Below are 14920 nucleotides of genomic sequence, written 5' to 3'. Positions count from 1 at the left end.
GAGGGAAGGCCTCCACATGCTGTCTCGTCCCCTTCGGCGCGCCCTGAGCGCCGTCGCCATCTCGGCCGCCGCGGCCCTCGTCGTGGCCGGATGTGCGGCGCTGCCCTCTGCTGCCGACGCCGCCCCTGAGGCCAGCGCCGCGGCTCGCTCCGTCGAGCACGCCCGCGGCGTCACCGAGATTCCCGAGCAGCCCCAGCGCGTCGTGACCCTCGAGCCCCTCGAACTCGACACCGCGGTCTCCGTCGGCATCACGCCGGTCGGAGCCGCGGTCGCGAGTAACGTCGCGGGCATCCCCGCCTACCTCGGCGTCGATGGCGTTCAACCGGTCGGCACGGTACCCGAGCCCGACCTCGAGGCGATCGCCGCGCTCAAGCCCGATCTCATCCTCGGAACCGAGGCGCGTCACTCGAAGCTGTACGACCAGCTGTCCGCGATCGCCCCGACAGTCTTCATCGCGACGCAGGCGGACCCGTGGCGTGACAACGCGGAGCTGATCGGCGAGGCGCTCGGGCGCGAGGATGAGGTCGCGGCGCAGATCGCCGCCGTCGACGACCGCTGCGCCGAAATCGGCGAAGCCCACGATCTCGCCGGCAAGACGGCACAGGTCATCCGCCCCCGCGACGAGACGACCCTCAGCCTGTACGGACCCGTCTCGTTCGCGGGCAGCCTGCTCGAGTGCGTCGGCTACACGACGCCCGCGCACGACTGGGCCGACGGACTGCAGGCCGACATCTCTCCCGAGAACGTCCTCGACGCGCGTGCGGACGCCGTCTTCGTCACGGCATCCGACACGACCGACGCATCGGCGGTTCCGGCGGCGATCACCCAGAACGCGAATGCCTTCCCGTCGGTGACCCTCGTCGACACGAGCACCTGGGTGGCCGGTGTCGGTCCGCGCGGCGCCCAGAGCGTGCTGAGCGACATCGAGCGCTTCCTCGACGGGCGGTGAGCTCGAGAGCCGGACGCGCGGCGGCGGGGGCCGCGATCGCCCTGGCCCTGGTGCTCGTCGTCGCGGCATCCCTGGCCGTCGGGGCGAATCCGCTGTCACTCGACACCGTCATCGGGGTGCTGCGCGGCGAGGGCTCGCCCGAGGCGACGTTCGTCGTCGCCGAGCTCCGCGTTCCGCGGACGGTCGTGGGGCTTATCGCGGGTGCTGCCCTCGGTGTCGCCGGAGCGTTGATGCAGGCCTTCACGCGTAATCCGCTCGCTGATCCCGGCATCCTCGGAGTCAACGCCGGCGCCGCTCTCGCGGTCGCGCTCGGAATGGCGGTCTTCGGCGTCCACACGACCTCGGGAGCGGTCTGGTTCGCGTTCGTCGGCGCACTCGTCGTCACGGTCGCCGTCTACCTGATCGGCTCGGGCGGGCGCGGGGCGGCGGGACCGATCCGGCTCACGCTCGCGGGTGTCGCGCTCGGTGCCGTGCTTTCGGGCATCACGACGGGCATCGTGCTCAGCGATCCCGACGCCTTCGACGCGATGCGCAGCTGGAACGCCGGGTCGCTCCTGGGTCGCGGCTGGGACACCATCGTGCCGGTCGCGCCCTTCATCGCGCTCGGGCTCGTCCTGGCGCTCGTGCTCGGCGCCGGACTCAACGCCGTCGCACTGGGCGATGACGTCGCTCGGGCGCAGGGGGCGAACCTCGCCGGCATCCGGATCGGCGTCACCGTCGCGGTGACCCTCCTGGCCGGGGCGGCGACGGCACTGGCGGGGCCGATCTCGTTCGTCGGGCTCATGGTGCCGCACATCGCACGCTGGCTGTTCGGTGCCGATCACCGGGTGATCCTCGCCGTCAGCGCCCTGCTCGCCCCGGTCGTCGTGCTCGCCGCGGACGTCGTGGGGCGCGTGCTCATCGCGCCCGCGGAACTGCCGGCCGGCATCGTCACGGCGTTCGTGGGAGCTCCGATCCTCATCGCGCTCGCGCGCCGACGCCGGGCGAGCGCACTGTGAGCGGCGGGCCGCGGATGCTGCGCCTGCGGGTCGGTGGACTGCACGTTCCCGTCCGCCTGCGCAGCGTCGTCGTCGGGATGGCTGCTCTCGTGGTCGCGGGCGTCCTGCTGGTCGTCGCCCTCGGCGCCGGTACGTTCCCCGTCGCGCCGGGCGATGTCATCGCGGCGCTGGCCGGCGCGAGCGATGATGCGCTCGTGCAGACCGTCGTCCGCGAGTGGCGGCTGCCGCGAGCGCTCGGAGCCCTCGGCGTGGGGGCGATCCTCGGGATCGCGGGGGCGCTCTTCCAGACCGTCACCCGCAATCCGCTCGCGAGCCCCGACATCCTGGGGCTGTCGAGCGGAGCGTTCACCGGGATGCTCGCCGCGCTCGTTCTGGTGTCGTCGAGCTGGCCGGTGCTCGTGGGCGGCTCGCTGATCGGTGCTCTCGGCACCGCGGTCGCGATCTGGGCGCTCGCCTGGCGCGGCGGGTTGCAGGGGTTCCGCCTCATCGTCGTCGGCATCGGCGTCTCGGCGATGCTCGCGTCGCTCAACACCTGGATGCTGCTGCAGATCGAGCTCGAGACCGCGATGTTCGCCTCGGCCTGGGGCGCAGGCAGTCTCAACGGCGTCACGGCTCCGGCGGTGGCCGGTGCACTCGCGTGTGCGGCGCCGTTCGTCGCCCTGTCGTTCGCGCTCGTACCGCGGCTGCGTCAGCTCGAGCTCGGTGACGACCTCGCTGCCGCCACCGGCGCCCGACCGCAGCTCGTTCGCACGCTCGCGCTGCTGGTCGGGGTCGTGCTGGTCGCGGCCGCGACGACCGTCGGCGGTCCCATCGCCTTCGTCGCGCTGGCCGCGCCGCAGGTGGGGCGCCTCATCGCGCGCACTCCGCACCTGTCGCTCGGGCTCTCCGCCCTGATCGGCGCCGTGCTGCTGATCGCCTCCGACCTCATCGCGCAGCACGTGCTGCCCGCTCCGCTTCCCGTCGGCGTCGTCACCGTCTCGCTCGGCGGCGCCTACCTCGTCCTCATGATCGTGCTGGAGGTCCGCCGCCGTGCCTGACCCGTTCCCTTCGGCGACATCGCTCGCCGCCGAGTCCGTGACCCTCGCCTACGACGGCGCCGAGATCGTCCGCGATCTGTCGGTACGAATCGAGCCCGGGTCGTTCACCGTCATCATCGGGCCCAACGCCTGCGGCAAATCCACTCTTCTGCGCGGCCTGTCGCGCCTGCTCGCGCCGCGTGCGGGGAACATCGTGCTCGACGGGCGCGCGATCACCGAGCTGCCCGCGAAGGAGGTCGCCCGCCGACTGGGTCTGCTGCCGCAATCGGCGATCGCGCCCGAGGGCATCACCGTACGCGAGCTCGTCGGACGCGGGCGCTATCCGCACCAGAACCTCTTCCGGCAGTGGTCGGCCGCCGATGATGCGGCCGTCGACGAGGCGCTGGCGGCGACCGGGACGACGCAGCTCGCCTCGCGCGCGGTCGAGGCCCTCTCGGGCGGCCAGCGGCAGCGCGTCTGGGTCGCAATGGTCCTGGCGCAGCAGACGGACCTGCTGCTGCTCGACGAGCCGACGACGTTCCTTGATATGGCCCACCAGGTCGACCTGATGGAGCTCTTCGCCGAGCTGAACGAGCGGGGCCGTACGATCGTCGCGGTGCTCCACGACCTGAACCACGCCGCCCGGTACGCGAGCCGCATCGTCGCGATGCGAGACGGGCGCATCCTCGCGGAGGGACCCCCGGCGGAGGTGATCACGAGCGAGCGGGTGCAGGAGGTCTTCGGGCTCGCGAACATCGTCGTCGATGATCCGGTCACGGGTGGGCCGCTCGTCGTGCCGCTGCGCGCGCGTCGGCCCAGGGCAGTGACGGGGGAGGAAGCACCGTGAGCCTTGAGCGTCCCTGGGCGTACAGCGCCTTCGTCGTCGAGGTCGCCGCCGTGGCGAGACTGAGCCCCGGCTTCATCCGCATCACCCTTCGCGGGGAGGCGCTGGCGAACTTCGCGCCGTGGGGGCTCGACCAGCGCATCAAGATCGTGTTGCCGATGCCCGGGCGCCCACACCCGGGGCTCGCCGAGTTCGGCCTGCTCGACGAGCCGACCCCGCACCCCTCCGACTGGTACGCCCGGTGGAAGGCGCTCGACGAGGACGACCGCAACGTGCTGCGCACCTATACGCCGTCGGCGATTCGCGTCGCCGAACGCGAGATCGACGTCGACTTCTTCCTGCACGAGCCCGTCGGCCCCGCCTCGGCATGGGCCCTGGCCGCCCGCCCCGGCGACCCGCTCGTCATCACGGGACCCGACGTGCGGATGGGATGGACGGGATACGGCATCCATTGGACGCCGGGCGAGGCGAGCCGTTTCCTCCTCGTGGGCGACGAGACGGCTTTCCCCGCCCTGCGGAACATCGTCGACTCGCTGCCGGAGGAGGCGCAGCCGCACGTGATCGTCGGCGCGGCGGACCCCGCCGACGACCTCGTCACGCGATCGATCGCCGACCGTGCCCTCGTGACGCGTGTCGAGCACCGCGCCGGCGACGACGCCCTCTCCACGGCGGTGCGGTCCTGGGCCGCGGAGCACGGTGCCGCCGCCGCGGCCGACCCGGGCTACGGCGTGTGGCTCGCCGGCGAGTCGGGCGTCGTCACCGGCATCCGCCGGTTCCTGACCGCCGAGGTCGGCATGCCGAAGGAGCGCATCTCGTTCCTCGGGTACTGGCGGCACGGCGGCCCGCTCGTCGGGTGATTCCCGACGCTCGCGCTAACTCCTCATGGTCGGAGGTCGTCTCGGCGGCCATCGCGGGCATCCCGGGCCGTCCGGTGCGGGCAACGCCCGAAAGTGAGGAGTTGGCGCGGCGTGGCGGCGGACGCCACGCTCGATACGCTGGCGGGATGACCCCGCGCGACCTTACCGGCGGCGCCGTGCTGCGCGCCGCCCGCCCCGGCGACGAGACCGGCATCCTGGCCTGCATCCACGCCCTCGCCGTCTACGAGCGCGAACCGGATGCCGTCGAGAACACCGCCGAGATGCTCACCGAGACGCTGTTCGGACCAGAGCCCCGCGCCTTCTGCCACGTGGTCGAGCGCGACGGCGCGATCATGGGCATCGCGATCTGGTTCCTGACCTATTCGACCTGGACGGGACGCCACGGCATCTGGCTCGAAGACCTCTTCGTCGACGAATCGCAGCGCGGCACCGGCTACGGCAAGGCGCTGATCGCGTCGCTCGCCGAGGTCTGCGTCGAACGCGGATACTCGCGGCTGGAGTGGACCGTCCTCGACTGGAACGCCCCCTCGATCGCGTTCTACCGCTCGATCGGAGCCGAGCCCATGACGGAATGGACGACGCAACGCCTCGCCGGCGACGCCCTGCACGCGCTCGCCGGCTGATCCCCGCCTTGCGCTTCGGGACGTTCCGCGTCAATCCCGACGACGCGGTCGGAGCGCGCTCGTAGGGTGGACTCATGGCAGATCAGATCCACGTCCCGAACGTGTCCCTCAACTCCGGCTTCGAGATCCCGCAGCTCGGCTACGGCGTCTTCAAGGTCGACCCGGCCGAGACCGAGCGTCTCGTCTCCGAGGCTTTCGAGGCGGGCTACCGCCACATCGACACCGCCGCGATCTACGGCAACGAGGAGGGCGTCGGCCGCGCCATCGCCGCCAGCGGCATCCCGCGCGACGAGCTGTTCATCACGACCAAGCTGTGGAACGACCGCCAGGGCGGCGATGAGCCTCGCAAGGCACTGTCCGAGAGCCTCGAGAAGCTCGGGCTCGACCACGTCGACCTCTACCTCGTGCACTGGCCGGCCCCCGCCAACGGCAACTACGTCAACGCGTGGCAGAAGCTCATCGAGCTGCGCGACGAGGGCCACACCCGCTCGATCGGCGTCTCGAACCACCTCGTCGAGCACCTCGAGAAGATCCACGCCGAGACCGGTGTGCTCCCCGCCGTCAACCAGATCGAGCTGCACCCGGCCTACCAGCAGAAGGATGTGGTCGACTGGGCGACCGACAAGGGCGTGCGCATCGAGTCGTGGGGTCCGCTCGGCCAGGGCAAGTACGACCTGTTCGGTGCCGAGCCCGTCGCCGAGGCAGCCGCCGCGCACGGCAAGAGCCCGGCTCAGGTCGTCCTGCGCTGGCACCTGCAGCGTGGCTTCATCGTCTTCCCCAAGACGGTCAGCCGCGAGCGCATGGTCGAGAACGCATCGCTGTTCGACTTCGAGCTCACCACGGCGCAGGTCGACGCGATCTCGGCGCTCGACCCGGGCGACGGCTCGGGCCGCGTGAGCGCCCACCCCTCCGAGGTGAACTGACCCCCCTCGGGCCGTTCCGGCTTCGGCTTCGGGCGCAGTTCTCGGCATCCCGCGCAGATTCTTCTGCGGCGGACGTCGGGAACTGCGCCCGATCCGCGTGCGGCCGCCGGTTTCGTAGGCTGGAGGCGTGGCATCCGTTCTCAACGTCTCGGCGTATCTCTTCACGCACATCGCCGACCCCGCCGCACTGCGCGAGGTGCTGCGCGAGCGTGCCGTGGGCGCGGGGCTCAAGGGCACGATCCTGCTGGCCGAGGAGGGCATCAACCTGTTCCTCGCCGGTCCGGAGAGCGATGTCCGAGGCTTCCTCGACGACCTGTGCGCCGACGAGCGCTTCGCAGCGCTGACGGCCAAGGAGAGCTGGTCCGACGAACAGCCGTTCGGCCGGATGCTCGTGAAGGTCAAGCGCGAGATCATCCGCATGGACCGCCCCGCGATCCGCCCCGCCGCCGAACGCGCGCCCAGCGTGTCGCCCGACGACCTACGGCGCTGGCTCGACCAGGGCCACGACGACACCGGCCGCGAGATCGTGCTGCTCGACACCCGCAACGCGTTCGAGGTCGACTACGGCACCTTCGTGGGCGCCGTCGACTGGCGGATCGAACGGTTCACCCAGTTCCCGGATGCTGCGGCCGCGCATCGCGACCAGCTCGCCGATAAGACGGTCGTCAGCTTCTGCACGGGAGGTATTCGCTGCGAGAAGGCGGCGATCGTCCTGCGCGAGGAGGGGGTCGACGCCTACCAGCTCGAGGGCGGGATCCTCGGCTACTTCGAGCACGCGGGCGGTGCGCACTGGAACGGAGAGTGCTTCGTCTTCGACGAGCGCGAGGCTCTCGCCCCCGACCTGACGGCGCGGCGCTGACGGTGGCGCGAATCGTCGTCCTCACGGGGGCCGGCATCTCCGCCGAGTCGGGCATCCGTACGTTCCGCGCCGCCGACGGGCTCTGGGAGGACCATCGCATCGAGGATGTCGCGACTCCCGAGGGCTATGCGGCCGACCCGGCTCTCGTCCACGCGTTCTACGACGAGCGTCGTCGCGCGGCGGCCGCCGCGGAGCCCAATGCGGCGCATATCGCGCTCGCCGACCTCGAAGCACGGCGCCCGGGCGATGTGCTCATCGTCACGCAGAACATCGACGATCTGCACGAGCGTGCCGGGTCGGTGCGCGTCAGCCACATCCACGGCGAGCTCGAGTCGGCGCTCTGCGAGGCGTGCGGAGAGCGGATGCGGTGGCACGGCGACCTCGCCGACGGGCCGCCCTGCCCCGTGTGCGGAGCCCGAGCGCTCCGCCCCGACGTGGTCTGGTTCGGTGAGGCGGTATATGGGCTCGACGACATCTTCGACGCGGTGGCGCTGTGCGAGCAGTTCTGGGTGATCGGGACGTCGGGGGCGGTCACGCCCGCGGCATCCCTCGTCGCGGTGGCGGCGGAAGCCGGGGCCCGCACCGCTCTGCTGAACCTCGAGGCCTACGAGGACCTTCGCCTGTTCGACGACGTCCTGCTCGGCCCGGCGACGGCGACCGTTCCCGAGTGGGTCGCCCGCTTCTGAGCGTCGCGGTCGGGGGTCGGCGGTAGCGTCATCGCATGGAACCGCATCGGCTCACGCGCGAGCAGGCGCGCCGCGTCATCGTGCGGGCGCAGCTGCTCGAGGCAGACCGTCCCGGCGACGTCGTCGAGGTGGCCGAGCAGATCGGCGCCATCAAGATCGACCCGACGGCCGTCATCGCGCCCAGCGAGCAGGCCATCCCGTGGTCGAGGATCGGCTGGGGATATGAGCCGGGGCAGCTGACGAAGGCCGTCGAAGACGACCGACACCTCTTCGAGTACTCCGGATCGTTCCACCCCGCGAGCATGCTGCCCGCGATGCGCGTGCGGATGCGGATGCGTCCTGTGCGCGAGAGCACCGCGGCGTGGCTCGAGGCCAACAGCGCGTTCCGGGCCGACGTGCTGGCGCGCCTGCGCACGGACGGACCGCTGCTGGCGGCCGACATCCCCGACACCGCCGCCGTGCCCGCCGGCAACGACAGCGGCTGGTACAGCGACAACCAGGTGCCGCGCATGCTCGACCTGCTCGAGCGGCTCGGCGAGGTCGCGGTCGTGGGGCGCGCCGGTCGACTGCGCCGCTGGGATGTCGCCGAGCGGGCTCGCGGTCCCGAGCCCGCCGACCTGACCTACGACGAGGCAGGGGCGATCCTCGACGAGCGCCGGCTGCAGGGCGCGGGGCTCGCGCGGCAGAAGTCGTCGTGGTCGGGAGTCGGGATGGCCGGCGAGCCGGCCGTCGTCGAGGGGAGCACGTGGAAGTGGCGGGTCGACCCGCGGGCGCTCGAAGCCATCGACGACGACCCCGGAGGGAGGGTGGCGATCCTCAATCCGTACGACGGAATGCTGTTCGACCGGCCGCGACTGGTCGAGGCGTTCGACTTCACCTACAAGCTCGAGCAGTTCGTGCCGAAGGCGCAGCGCGTCTACGGCTACTTCGCGCATCCGATCCTCTGCGGCGACCGGTTCATCGGCCTCCTCGACGCGGCGCTCGACAAGCCGAAGGAGAACCTCGTCGTCGCGGCGCTGCACGAGCTCGTGCCCTGGGAGAGCGAGGAGCGCGAGATGGTCGAGGCGGAGATCCGCGACCTGGCCGAATGGCTCGGGGTGCCGGTACGCGGACTCGACTGACTCCGCCCCTGGCCTACCAGCCGACCGTCGAGGTCGCAAGTCGGTCGCGATGGCGCCGGTGACGGCGAAGCATGGTGACAGCCCCGCAATCGAAACGAAAGGAGCCGCCCATGGCTCGCATCATCGAGACCATCGACGTCGACGTTCCCGTCTCCGTCGCCTACAACCAGTGGACGCAGTTCGAGTCGTTCCCGCACTTCCTCAGCTTCGTCGAGTCGGTCACCCAGCTCGACGACGGCACGACCCACTGGAAGGTCAAGATCGGCGGAGCTGAGCGCGAGTTCACCGCGAAGATCACCGAGCAGCACCCCGACGAGCGTGTCGCCTGGAACAGCGTCGGCGGCAAAGACGAGCACGCCGGTGTCGTGACCTTTCACAAGCTCAGCGACAACGAGACCCGCGTCACGGTTCAGCTGGACTGGAAGCCCGAGGGCTTCGTCGAGTCGGTCGGCGCGGCCATCGGCATCGACGACCACGCCGTGAAGAAGGACCTCACGCGCTTCAAGGAGTTCATCGAGTCGCGCGGCACCGAGACCGGAGCCTGGCGCGGCGACATCGAGAACTGACCTCGACGCTGACCGCTACGACCAGAGGCCCCTCCGTTCGGCGGAGGGGCCTCTCGTCGCGCTGCTGGGTGGCAGCCGCTCAATCGCTGAGCTTGCGCAGCGCCGAACGCTTGTGGGCCGCCTGGTCGCCGCTCTTCTCCGACTCGACGATGAAGGCGGGCTCGTCGGCGGATGCCGTGAACTTCTGACCCGCGAACTGGAAGTCCTTCTCCTTCTTCTCGACGATCTTCCCCTGCGTCCGCCCCTGGGAGGTGTCCCAGCTGACGCGGTCGCCCTTCGACAGTTCCTGAGCCATGCCGGCTCCTTCCGTTGTGCTTCGGTTGCCGCGATCCTTCCGCCGGCCGGTGCCGGGGGAGAAGCCGTTGACACACCGGGGTCGGATGCGCCAGCACTGCCGCCGACCGGCCGGAGCCTGCGAGACTGCGGGCATGCGCACGATCGTCATCACGGGAGCCAGCGACGGAATCGGGGCGGCCGCGGCGCGGCGCCTCGCGCGAGAAGGGCACCGGGTCGTGCTCGTCGGGCGTTCGCCGGAGAAGACGCGGACTCTCGCGAGCGAGCTCGGCGCGCCCTATCACCTGGCCGACTACGCCGAGCTCGCGCAGGTGCGTCGGCTCTCCGACGAGCTGCTCGAGGCCTATCCGCGCATCGACGTACTCGCCAACAATGCCGGCGGCATCTTCGGCCCGCGCGCTCTCACCGTGGACGGTTACGAGCAGACCTTTCAGGTCAATCACCTCGCCGGCTTCCTGCTGACGAACCTGTTGCTGGAGCGGCTCATCGAGAGCGAGGCATCCGTCATCCAGACGGCGAGTGTGGCGGCTCGCCTGTTCTCACGGTTCGACGTCACCGACCTGAACGCGGCGAAGCACTACTCGGGACGCATCGCCTACGGCAACGCCAAGCTCGCCGACATCCTGTTCACGCGGGAACTCCAGACCCGGTTCGGCGAACAGGGCATCTCGGCGGCCGCGTTCCACCCCGGCGTCGTCGCGACGCAGTTCGCCGCGAACGTTCCCGGCCCGCTCCGATGGGTCTACCACAACCCCCTCGCCCGGCGCCTGCTCACGACCACCGACGAGGGCGGCGCTCGACTGGTCTTCCTCGCCGACGGCATCCCCAACCGTGACTGGGTGCCCGGCGCCTACTACGAGAACGACCGTCCGACCCGCTCCCACCGCAATGCGACCGACGCCGACCTCGCCCGCGAGCTCTGGGACCGGAGTGCCGAGATGGTCGCCCTCGCCCGCTAACCCGCCCGCGCCGGCTGTGCTGCGCGAGTACGCACCGTCGCGCCGAAAGCGCACCGTGCAGGGTGCGTTCTGGCGCGGACGGTGCGTGCTCGGCGCGTGATGCGCAAGGGGGTCGGCGGGGGCGCGGGGAGCGCATACCGTGGGGGCGAACGGGAGGACGACATGGTCGACAAGCGCAACGAGCCCCACGGACCAGAGCAGATGCCGGACCGCCACCCCCGGCCCGATCCCACCGATCTCACCAATCAGGCCAGCTTCCGGCACGGATCGGCCTCGCGGTGGCTCGTGCCCGCGGGCGTCCTGGCCGCGGTCGCGATCGTGCTCTACGTGCTGGCATTCCAGCTGCAGACGGCGTTGCCCGCGGTCGGCATCATCTTCGCGGTCGTCGGCTGGGCGATGATGGTCGTCGCCGCCCGGTCGTCGGCCGATGCCCCCGTCCGCAATCGGCGGCTGGCCGTCGCGATGGGCATCCTCGCCGTCGGGTCTCTCGCGATCTTCGTGCTCATCTACATCACCGAGACGCTCTAGACCCCGCCGTCGCGCGACGCAAGCACCTCGGTCGTTCCGCGCCTGCCACCTACCGTGGTCGCATGGCGACGGCAGACGCAGCATCCGATCCCCGAGCGACCCGGTCGCACACCGCGCATCATCGGATCGTCGTGGTCGGCGGCGGCAACGGCGGGGTGTCCGCCGCGGCTCGATTGCAGCGGCGCGGACTCGACGACATCGCGCTGATCGAGCCGAAGGACGTCCACGAGTATCAGCCGCTGTTCTCGCACGTCGCCGGCGGCACCGCGCGCATCAGCGAGACGGTCCGGCCACAGCGCAGCGTCATCCCCGACGGCGTCCGGTGGATCCAGGATGCCGTCGTCTCGGTCGACCCGCGCCGATCGGTCGTCCGCCTGATCTCGGGCGACGAGATCGGCTACGACCACCTCGTCCTCAGCCCCGGGATGCAGAAGGACTGGGCGAGCGTTCCGGGCCTCGCCGAGTCGATCGGCACGGGCGACGTCACCACGCACTACGAGGGCGACCTCGCGGCGCGCACGTCGCTGCGCCTGCGCGATCTGCGGCAGGGCACCGTCGTCTTCACGCAGCCCGCAGGCCCCGCCTCGTGTGCGGGTGCCTCGCAGAAACCCATGTACCAGGCGTGCGATTACTGGCAGCGCACCGGTGTGCTCGACGACATCAGAGTCGTCCTCGTCGTGCCGGAGAGCACCGTGTTCGGCATCCCGGCCTTCGACCACGAGATCCAGCGGGCGATCGACCGTTACGGCATCGAGCTGCGGACGCAGAGCGCGTTGATCGAGGTGGATGCCGCGGCATCCGAAGTCGTCATCGGCTCGCCCTCCGGCATCGAACGCCTCCGGTTCGATCTCGTCAACGTGGTGCCGCCGCAGTCGGCACCCGACTGGATCCGCGCCTCGGGCCTGGCAGCGGACGGCGATGCGGACGGGTTCGTCGACGTCGACCCCGAGACCCTCCGCCACACGCGCTTCGGCAACGTGTGGGCCATCGGTGACGCCGCCGCGACGACGAACTCGAAGAGCGGGGGAGCGCTGCGCAAGCAGACCATGGTGCTCGCGAAGAACCTCGCGGCCGTCGCCTCGGGTGGCGAACCCCGTGCGCGGTACGACGGCTACGGCGTATGCCCGATGACGGTGTCGCGTTCGAGCGTCGTGTGGGCCGAGTTCGGGCCCTCCGGCGAGCTCATGCCGACGATCCCCTTCTTCCGCCGCATGTACCGCGAGAGCGCGCTGTCGTGGTTCTTCGACCGGCGCGTGCTGCCCTGGGTCTACTGGAACCTCATCCTCACCGGGAGGGCGTGACGCCCGCGGCATCGTGGTCGGCGTCGCTGCCCGCCGCGGGCGTGCGCTCGACCGTCAGCCGCACGCGGGCCACGAGGATGCCGGCGATCAGCGCGCCGAGTCCACCGACGGCCATGTCGCCGATCGTGTCGTCGTAGGTCACGAGGATGGAGTCGACGAAGGCTTTGCCGACCCACTCCACGATCTCCCAGAGGGCCGCGAAGGCGAGACCGAACGCCGTCGTGACGGTGAGGCCGGTCCGCCGCCGGAAGCCCGCGGTGCCGGGGAGCGGCACGACCGAGACGCGAGCCGCCGCGATATAGGCGAGCGCGGCGAGGACGCCCGTGCACACGAGGTGCACCGGGATGTCCCACGGCGGGACGCTGCGGTACAGATCGACGACGTTGCTCCACGCCGCCACCAGGACCGTGATGCCGCACAGGATGTCGAATGCGGGACGGACGCCGACGAACCGCGGTGCGACGAGTGCGGGAAGGGCGAAGGCGAGGATGCCGGCGTCCGTGGGCTCGAACCACAGCACCGCGACCACGATGCTGAGGACGCCGCACAGCCGCACCGCGTCCGCGGCGACAGCGCTCGTGGTGCGGGGCGGCCGGAGGAAGTTGTCGATCATGACGGGCCGGCTCACGACTGCTCCCTGCTCAGGCGGAGGAGGATGTGCATCCCCAGGTGATCGGAGGGCGCGGCACCGTCGATCGTCCGGGTGTCGACCGCGGCGCGCGTGACGCGGGTGCGCCGGTCGACGGCGATCCAGTCGATCGGTCCTTTCCGCACGCGCGGCGGGTGATATCCGCCATAGGTGTCCCAGAGCGGGGTCGTCCGCACCTGTGCCATGTGCCACGCGTCTACCAGGTCGCCGCTGAACAATGCCGCGAGAGGTGCGGATCCCGGCCCGGCGTTCATGTCGCCCATGACCACCACCGGCCCTGTCGTCTCGGCCGCCAGGTCGTGCAGCAGCCACGCCGAGCGCAGCCGGGAGCGGGCGGAGAACACGTCGAGGTGGGTGTTGAGGACGGTCAGATCGCTGCCGGTGACCCGATCGCGGAAGGCCGCGCGGACCACCACCCGCGGCACGGGATTGCCCCACGACGTCGAGCCCGCGACCTCGGGTGTCTCGGAAAGAGCGAGCTGTTCGTGGTCCGTGAGCTCCAGCCGGTCGCTGTCGAAGAAGATCGGGCAGCCTTCGCCGTGGCCGTCGGCGCCCCGGCCGTGACCGACGAAGCGGTAGGTCGTGCCGAGCGAGGCCCGCACCAGATCGGCCTGATCGGGCATCGCCTCCTGCGTTCCGAGGATGGCGGGCGGGTCGGCGTGGAGAACCATCGCGAGGCGCCGGCCCCGCACCGACCAGCGGTCGTTCGGGGGCCAGGTGGGCCCGTCGATGCGCCGTCGGATGTTCCAGGTCGCGACGTGGAGGTCGTCGGGATGCATCTCGTCGAGGCCGAACATGCGCGGCATCGCCGCAGCCGTGCCCGTCGAGACCGTCATGGGCTGACCTGCGCGGACAGCGCCGAGGCCGGGTGCTCCGGGGCCGCGCGCTGCGCGCGGCGGAGCCGCCGGGCGACGCGGCGGTGCGGCAGCTCGTCCGGCCAGTGGGTGAGGACGGTGCGGAAGCCGCGGGCGATACGCGTGCGGAAGGCTCGCCCGTCGTCGAAGGGTCGCATCGAGATCCCCATGTCGGCACGGCGCGAGTACGCGATGCGGTGTCGCCCGCCGAGGTGGAACGCGAGGTCGAAGTCGTCGTGCACCTCCGCGTCGCCGCGGTGGACTTCCGTCCGTACGCTGCGCCAGGCCGCGCGACGGAAGGCGAGGTTGGAGCCGAACAACGGCAGGTGGCCGAGAGCGGCGAAGCCCAGCAGCGCATAGAGCCCCAGGTACGTCGCTGCGAGCGGTACCCGCAGGGCGCGGGGCCCGTCGACGAAGTGCGCGGCGCCGGTCAGGACATCGACGTCAGGCCGCTGGGCGAAGTCGCGGCGGAAGTCGGCGACCCACGTCGGATCCGGAAGCGAATCGGCGTCCAGGCGCAGCACGAGATCGCCGGTCGCATGGTCGTAGCCGGTGGCGGCCGCCGCCGGGATGCCGGCGGTCATGCACTCGACGACCCGTGCACCAGCGGCTCGCGCGACCTCGGCGGAGTCGTCGCGTGAACCGTTGTCGACGACGACGATCTCGTCGGGCTGTTCGGACTGCTGGGCGAGAGCGCGCAGACACCGCCGCAGCATCACAGCATCGTCTTTCACCGGGATCACGACCGAGACGGTCGGACGGTGCAGCGGGGGCCGGCGTTCGAGTGTCATCGGACCTCACGCTACGGCGGGCGCGGGAGCGGCGGGAGCGGCTTGACAGTGCTCCGGCCCGCCGTCAATGACATGCTGGAG

Annotated in this window: 18 protein-coding genes; 14 read left to right on the top strand and 4 right to left on the bottom strand. The window is 71.1% G+C overall.

Translation table 11 applies throughout. The features are described 5' to 3' along the window. Nucleotides 1–16: 16 nt before the first annotated feature. From ACLBWJ_RS04905 to ACLBWJ_RS04855, 11 genes are all read left to right on the top strand, one after another. Nucleotides 17–949: an ABC transporter substrate-binding protein gene (locus ACLBWJ_RS04905; RefSeq protein WP_447659829.1), complete on the top strand. Its 933-nt coding sequence runs from the start codon at nt 17–19 to the stop codon at nt 947–949. Further along, entirely contained in the window at nt 946–1947 is a 1002-nt protein-coding gene (locus ACLBWJ_RS04900) for a FecCD family ABC transporter permease (RefSeq protein ID WP_447659828.1), read from the top strand. The genes ACLBWJ_RS04905 and ACLBWJ_RS04900 overlap by 4 nt, the downstream gene beginning before the upstream one ends. Beyond that, entirely contained in the window at nt 1944–2984 is a 1041-nt protein-coding gene (locus ACLBWJ_RS04895) for a FecCD family ABC transporter permease (protein ID WP_447659827.1), read from the top strand. Before ACLBWJ_RS04900 ends, ACLBWJ_RS04895 begins: the two co-directional genes overlap by 4 nt. After that, complete coding sequence (locus ACLBWJ_RS04890) at nt 2977–3810, top strand: ABC transporter ATP-binding protein (RefSeq protein ID WP_447659826.1); 834 nt, start codon at nt 2977–2979, stop codon at nt 3808–3810. The genes ACLBWJ_RS04895 and ACLBWJ_RS04890 overlap by 8 nt, the downstream gene beginning before the upstream one ends. Further along, nucleotides 3807–4664: a siderophore-interacting protein gene (locus ACLBWJ_RS04885; protein WP_274177482.1), complete on the top strand. Its 858-nt coding sequence runs from the start codon at nt 3807–3809 to the stop codon at nt 4662–4664. Before ACLBWJ_RS04890 ends, ACLBWJ_RS04885 begins: the two co-directional genes overlap by 4 nt. A gap of 146 nt (nt 4665–4810) precedes the next feature. Beyond that, the gene (locus tag ACLBWJ_RS04880) at nt 4811–5308 is read left to right on the top strand and encodes an N-acetyltransferase family protein (RefSeq protein WP_447659825.1); all 498 of its coding nucleotides are present in this window, start codon (nt 4811–4813) and stop codon (nt 5306–5308) included. Between the two features lie 74 nt (nt 5309–5382). Then, nucleotides 5383–6231, top strand: coding sequence for an aldo/keto reductase (locus tag ACLBWJ_RS04875; protein WP_447659824.1), 849 nt, complete (start codon nt 5383–5385; stop codon nt 6229–6231). Between the two features lie 127 nt (nt 6232–6358). Continuing rightward, entirely contained in the window at nt 6359–7090 is a 732-nt protein-coding gene (locus ACLBWJ_RS04870; protein WP_447659823.1) for a sulfurtransferase, read from the top strand. A gap of 2 nt (nt 7091–7092) precedes the next feature. Beyond that, a complete protein-coding gene (locus ACLBWJ_RS04865) occupies nt 7093–7776 on the top strand; it encodes an NAD-dependent deacylase (RefSeq protein ID WP_282502223.1) in 684 nt (227 codons plus the stop codon). A gap of 35 nt (nt 7777–7811) precedes the next feature. Then, the gene (locus tag ACLBWJ_RS04860) at nt 7812–8897 is read left to right on the top strand and encodes a DNA glycosylase AlkZ-like family protein (protein WP_447659822.1); all 1086 of its coding nucleotides are present in this window, start codon (nt 7812–7814) and stop codon (nt 8895–8897) included. 110 nt (nt 8898–9007) lie between these two features. Beyond that, nucleotides 9008–9463, top strand: coding sequence for an SRPBCC family protein (locus ACLBWJ_RS04855; protein WP_023951935.1), 456 nt, complete (start codon nt 9008–9010; stop codon nt 9461–9463). A gap of 79 nt (nt 9464–9542) precedes the next feature. Here ACLBWJ_RS04855 and ACLBWJ_RS04850 read toward each other — a convergent pair whose 3' ends face one another. Continuing rightward, a complete protein-coding gene (locus tag ACLBWJ_RS04850; protein ID WP_112613597.1) occupies nt 9543–9758 on the bottom strand; it encodes a hypervirulence associated TUDOR domain-containing protein in 216 nt (71 codons plus the stop codon). A gap of 133 nt (nt 9759–9891) precedes the next feature. Between ACLBWJ_RS04850 and ACLBWJ_RS04845 the strand changes: the two genes are divergently transcribed. The 3 genes from ACLBWJ_RS04845 (at nt 9892) to ACLBWJ_RS04835 (ending at nt 12545) form a co-directional block, all read left to right on the top strand. Further along, nucleotides 9892–10716 (top strand): SDR family NAD(P)-dependent oxidoreductase, encoded by an 825-nt coding sequence (locus ACLBWJ_RS04845; RefSeq protein ID WP_447659821.1) that lies wholly within the window; start codon nt 9892–9894, stop codon nt 10714–10716. A gap of 162 nt (nt 10717–10878) precedes the next feature. Continuing rightward, a complete protein-coding gene (locus ACLBWJ_RS04840; protein ID WP_269267484.1) occupies nt 10879–11244 on the top strand; it encodes a hypothetical protein in 366 nt (121 codons plus the stop codon). 62 nt (nt 11245–11306) lie between these two features. Further along, on the top strand, nt 11307–12545 hold the full coding sequence (locus ACLBWJ_RS04835; protein ID WP_114588206.1) for an NAD(P)/FAD-dependent oxidoreductase: 1239 nt from the start codon (nt 11307–11309) through the stop codon (nt 12543–12545). Here the strand turns inward: ACLBWJ_RS04835 and ACLBWJ_RS04830 are convergent. Genes ACLBWJ_RS04830 through ACLBWJ_RS04820 form a run of 3 tightly spaced genes read right to left on the bottom strand, consistent with a single transcriptional unit; the run spans nt 12529 to nt 14839 of the window. Next, nucleotides 12529–13173, bottom strand: coding sequence for a hypothetical protein (locus ACLBWJ_RS04830; RefSeq protein WP_447659820.1), 645 nt, complete (start codon nt 13171–13173; stop codon nt 12529–12531). The genes ACLBWJ_RS04835 and ACLBWJ_RS04830 overlap by 17 nt on opposite strands. Further along, nucleotides 13170–14030, bottom strand: a complete 861-nt coding sequence (locus ACLBWJ_RS04825; protein WP_447659819.1) for an endonuclease/exonuclease/phosphatase family protein — start codon at nt 14028–14030, stop codon at nt 13170–13172. The genes ACLBWJ_RS04830 and ACLBWJ_RS04825 overlap by 4 nt, the downstream gene beginning before the upstream one ends. Beyond that, entirely contained in the window at nt 14027–14839 is an 813-nt protein-coding gene (locus tag ACLBWJ_RS04820; RefSeq protein ID WP_447659818.1) for a glycosyltransferase, read from the bottom strand. Before ACLBWJ_RS04820 ends, ACLBWJ_RS04825 begins: the two co-directional genes overlap by 4 nt. Nucleotides 14840–14920 lie beyond the last annotated feature (81 nt).

The organism is Microbacterium sp. M4A5_1d, assembly GCF_053345465.1.
The sequence above is the reverse complement of the archived record's forward strand: the minus strand, read 5'-3'. Positions and strand labels throughout refer to the sequence as shown.

Coding starts and splice junctions, on each gene's coding strand:
- ACLBWJ_RS04840 (WP_269267484.1), top strand. CDS start 10,879: ATGGTCGACAAGCGCAACGAGCCCCACGGACCAGAGCAGATGCCGGAC.
- ACLBWJ_RS04820 (WP_447659818.1), bottom strand. CDS start 14,839: ATGACACTCGAACGCCGGCCCCCGCTGCACCGTCCGACCGTCTCGGTC.
- ACLBWJ_RS04905 (WP_447659829.1), top strand. CDS start 17: ATGCTGTCTCGTCCCCTTCGGCGCGCCCTGAGCGCCGTCGCCATCTCG.
- ACLBWJ_RS04880 (WP_447659825.1), top strand. CDS start 4,811: ATGACCCCGCGCGACCTTACCGGCGGCGCCGTGCTGCGCGCCGCCCGC.
- ACLBWJ_RS04835 (WP_114588206.1), top strand. CDS start 11,307: ATGGCGACGGCAGACGCAGCATCCGATCCCCGAGCGACCCGGTCGCAC.
- ACLBWJ_RS04860 (WP_447659822.1), top strand. CDS start 7,812: ATGGAACCGCATCGGCTCACGCGCGAGCAGGCGCGCCGCGTCATCGTG.
- ACLBWJ_RS04850 (WP_112613597.1), bottom strand. CDS start 9,758: ATGGCTCAGGAACTGTCGAAGGGCGACCGCGTCAGCTGGGACACCTCC.
- ACLBWJ_RS04825 (WP_447659819.1), bottom strand. CDS start 14,030: ATGACGGTCTCGACGGGCACGGCTGCGGCGATGCCGCGCATGTTCGGC.
- ACLBWJ_RS04875 (WP_447659824.1), top strand. CDS start 5,383: ATGGCAGATCAGATCCACGTCCCGAACGTGTCCCTCAACTCCGGCTTC.
- ACLBWJ_RS04845 (WP_447659821.1), top strand. CDS start 9,892: ATGCGCACGATCGTCATCACGGGAGCCAGCGACGGAATCGGGGCGGCC.
- ACLBWJ_RS04855 (WP_023951935.1), top strand. CDS start 9,008: ATGGCTCGCATCATCGAGACCATCGACGTCGACGTTCCCGTCTCCGTC.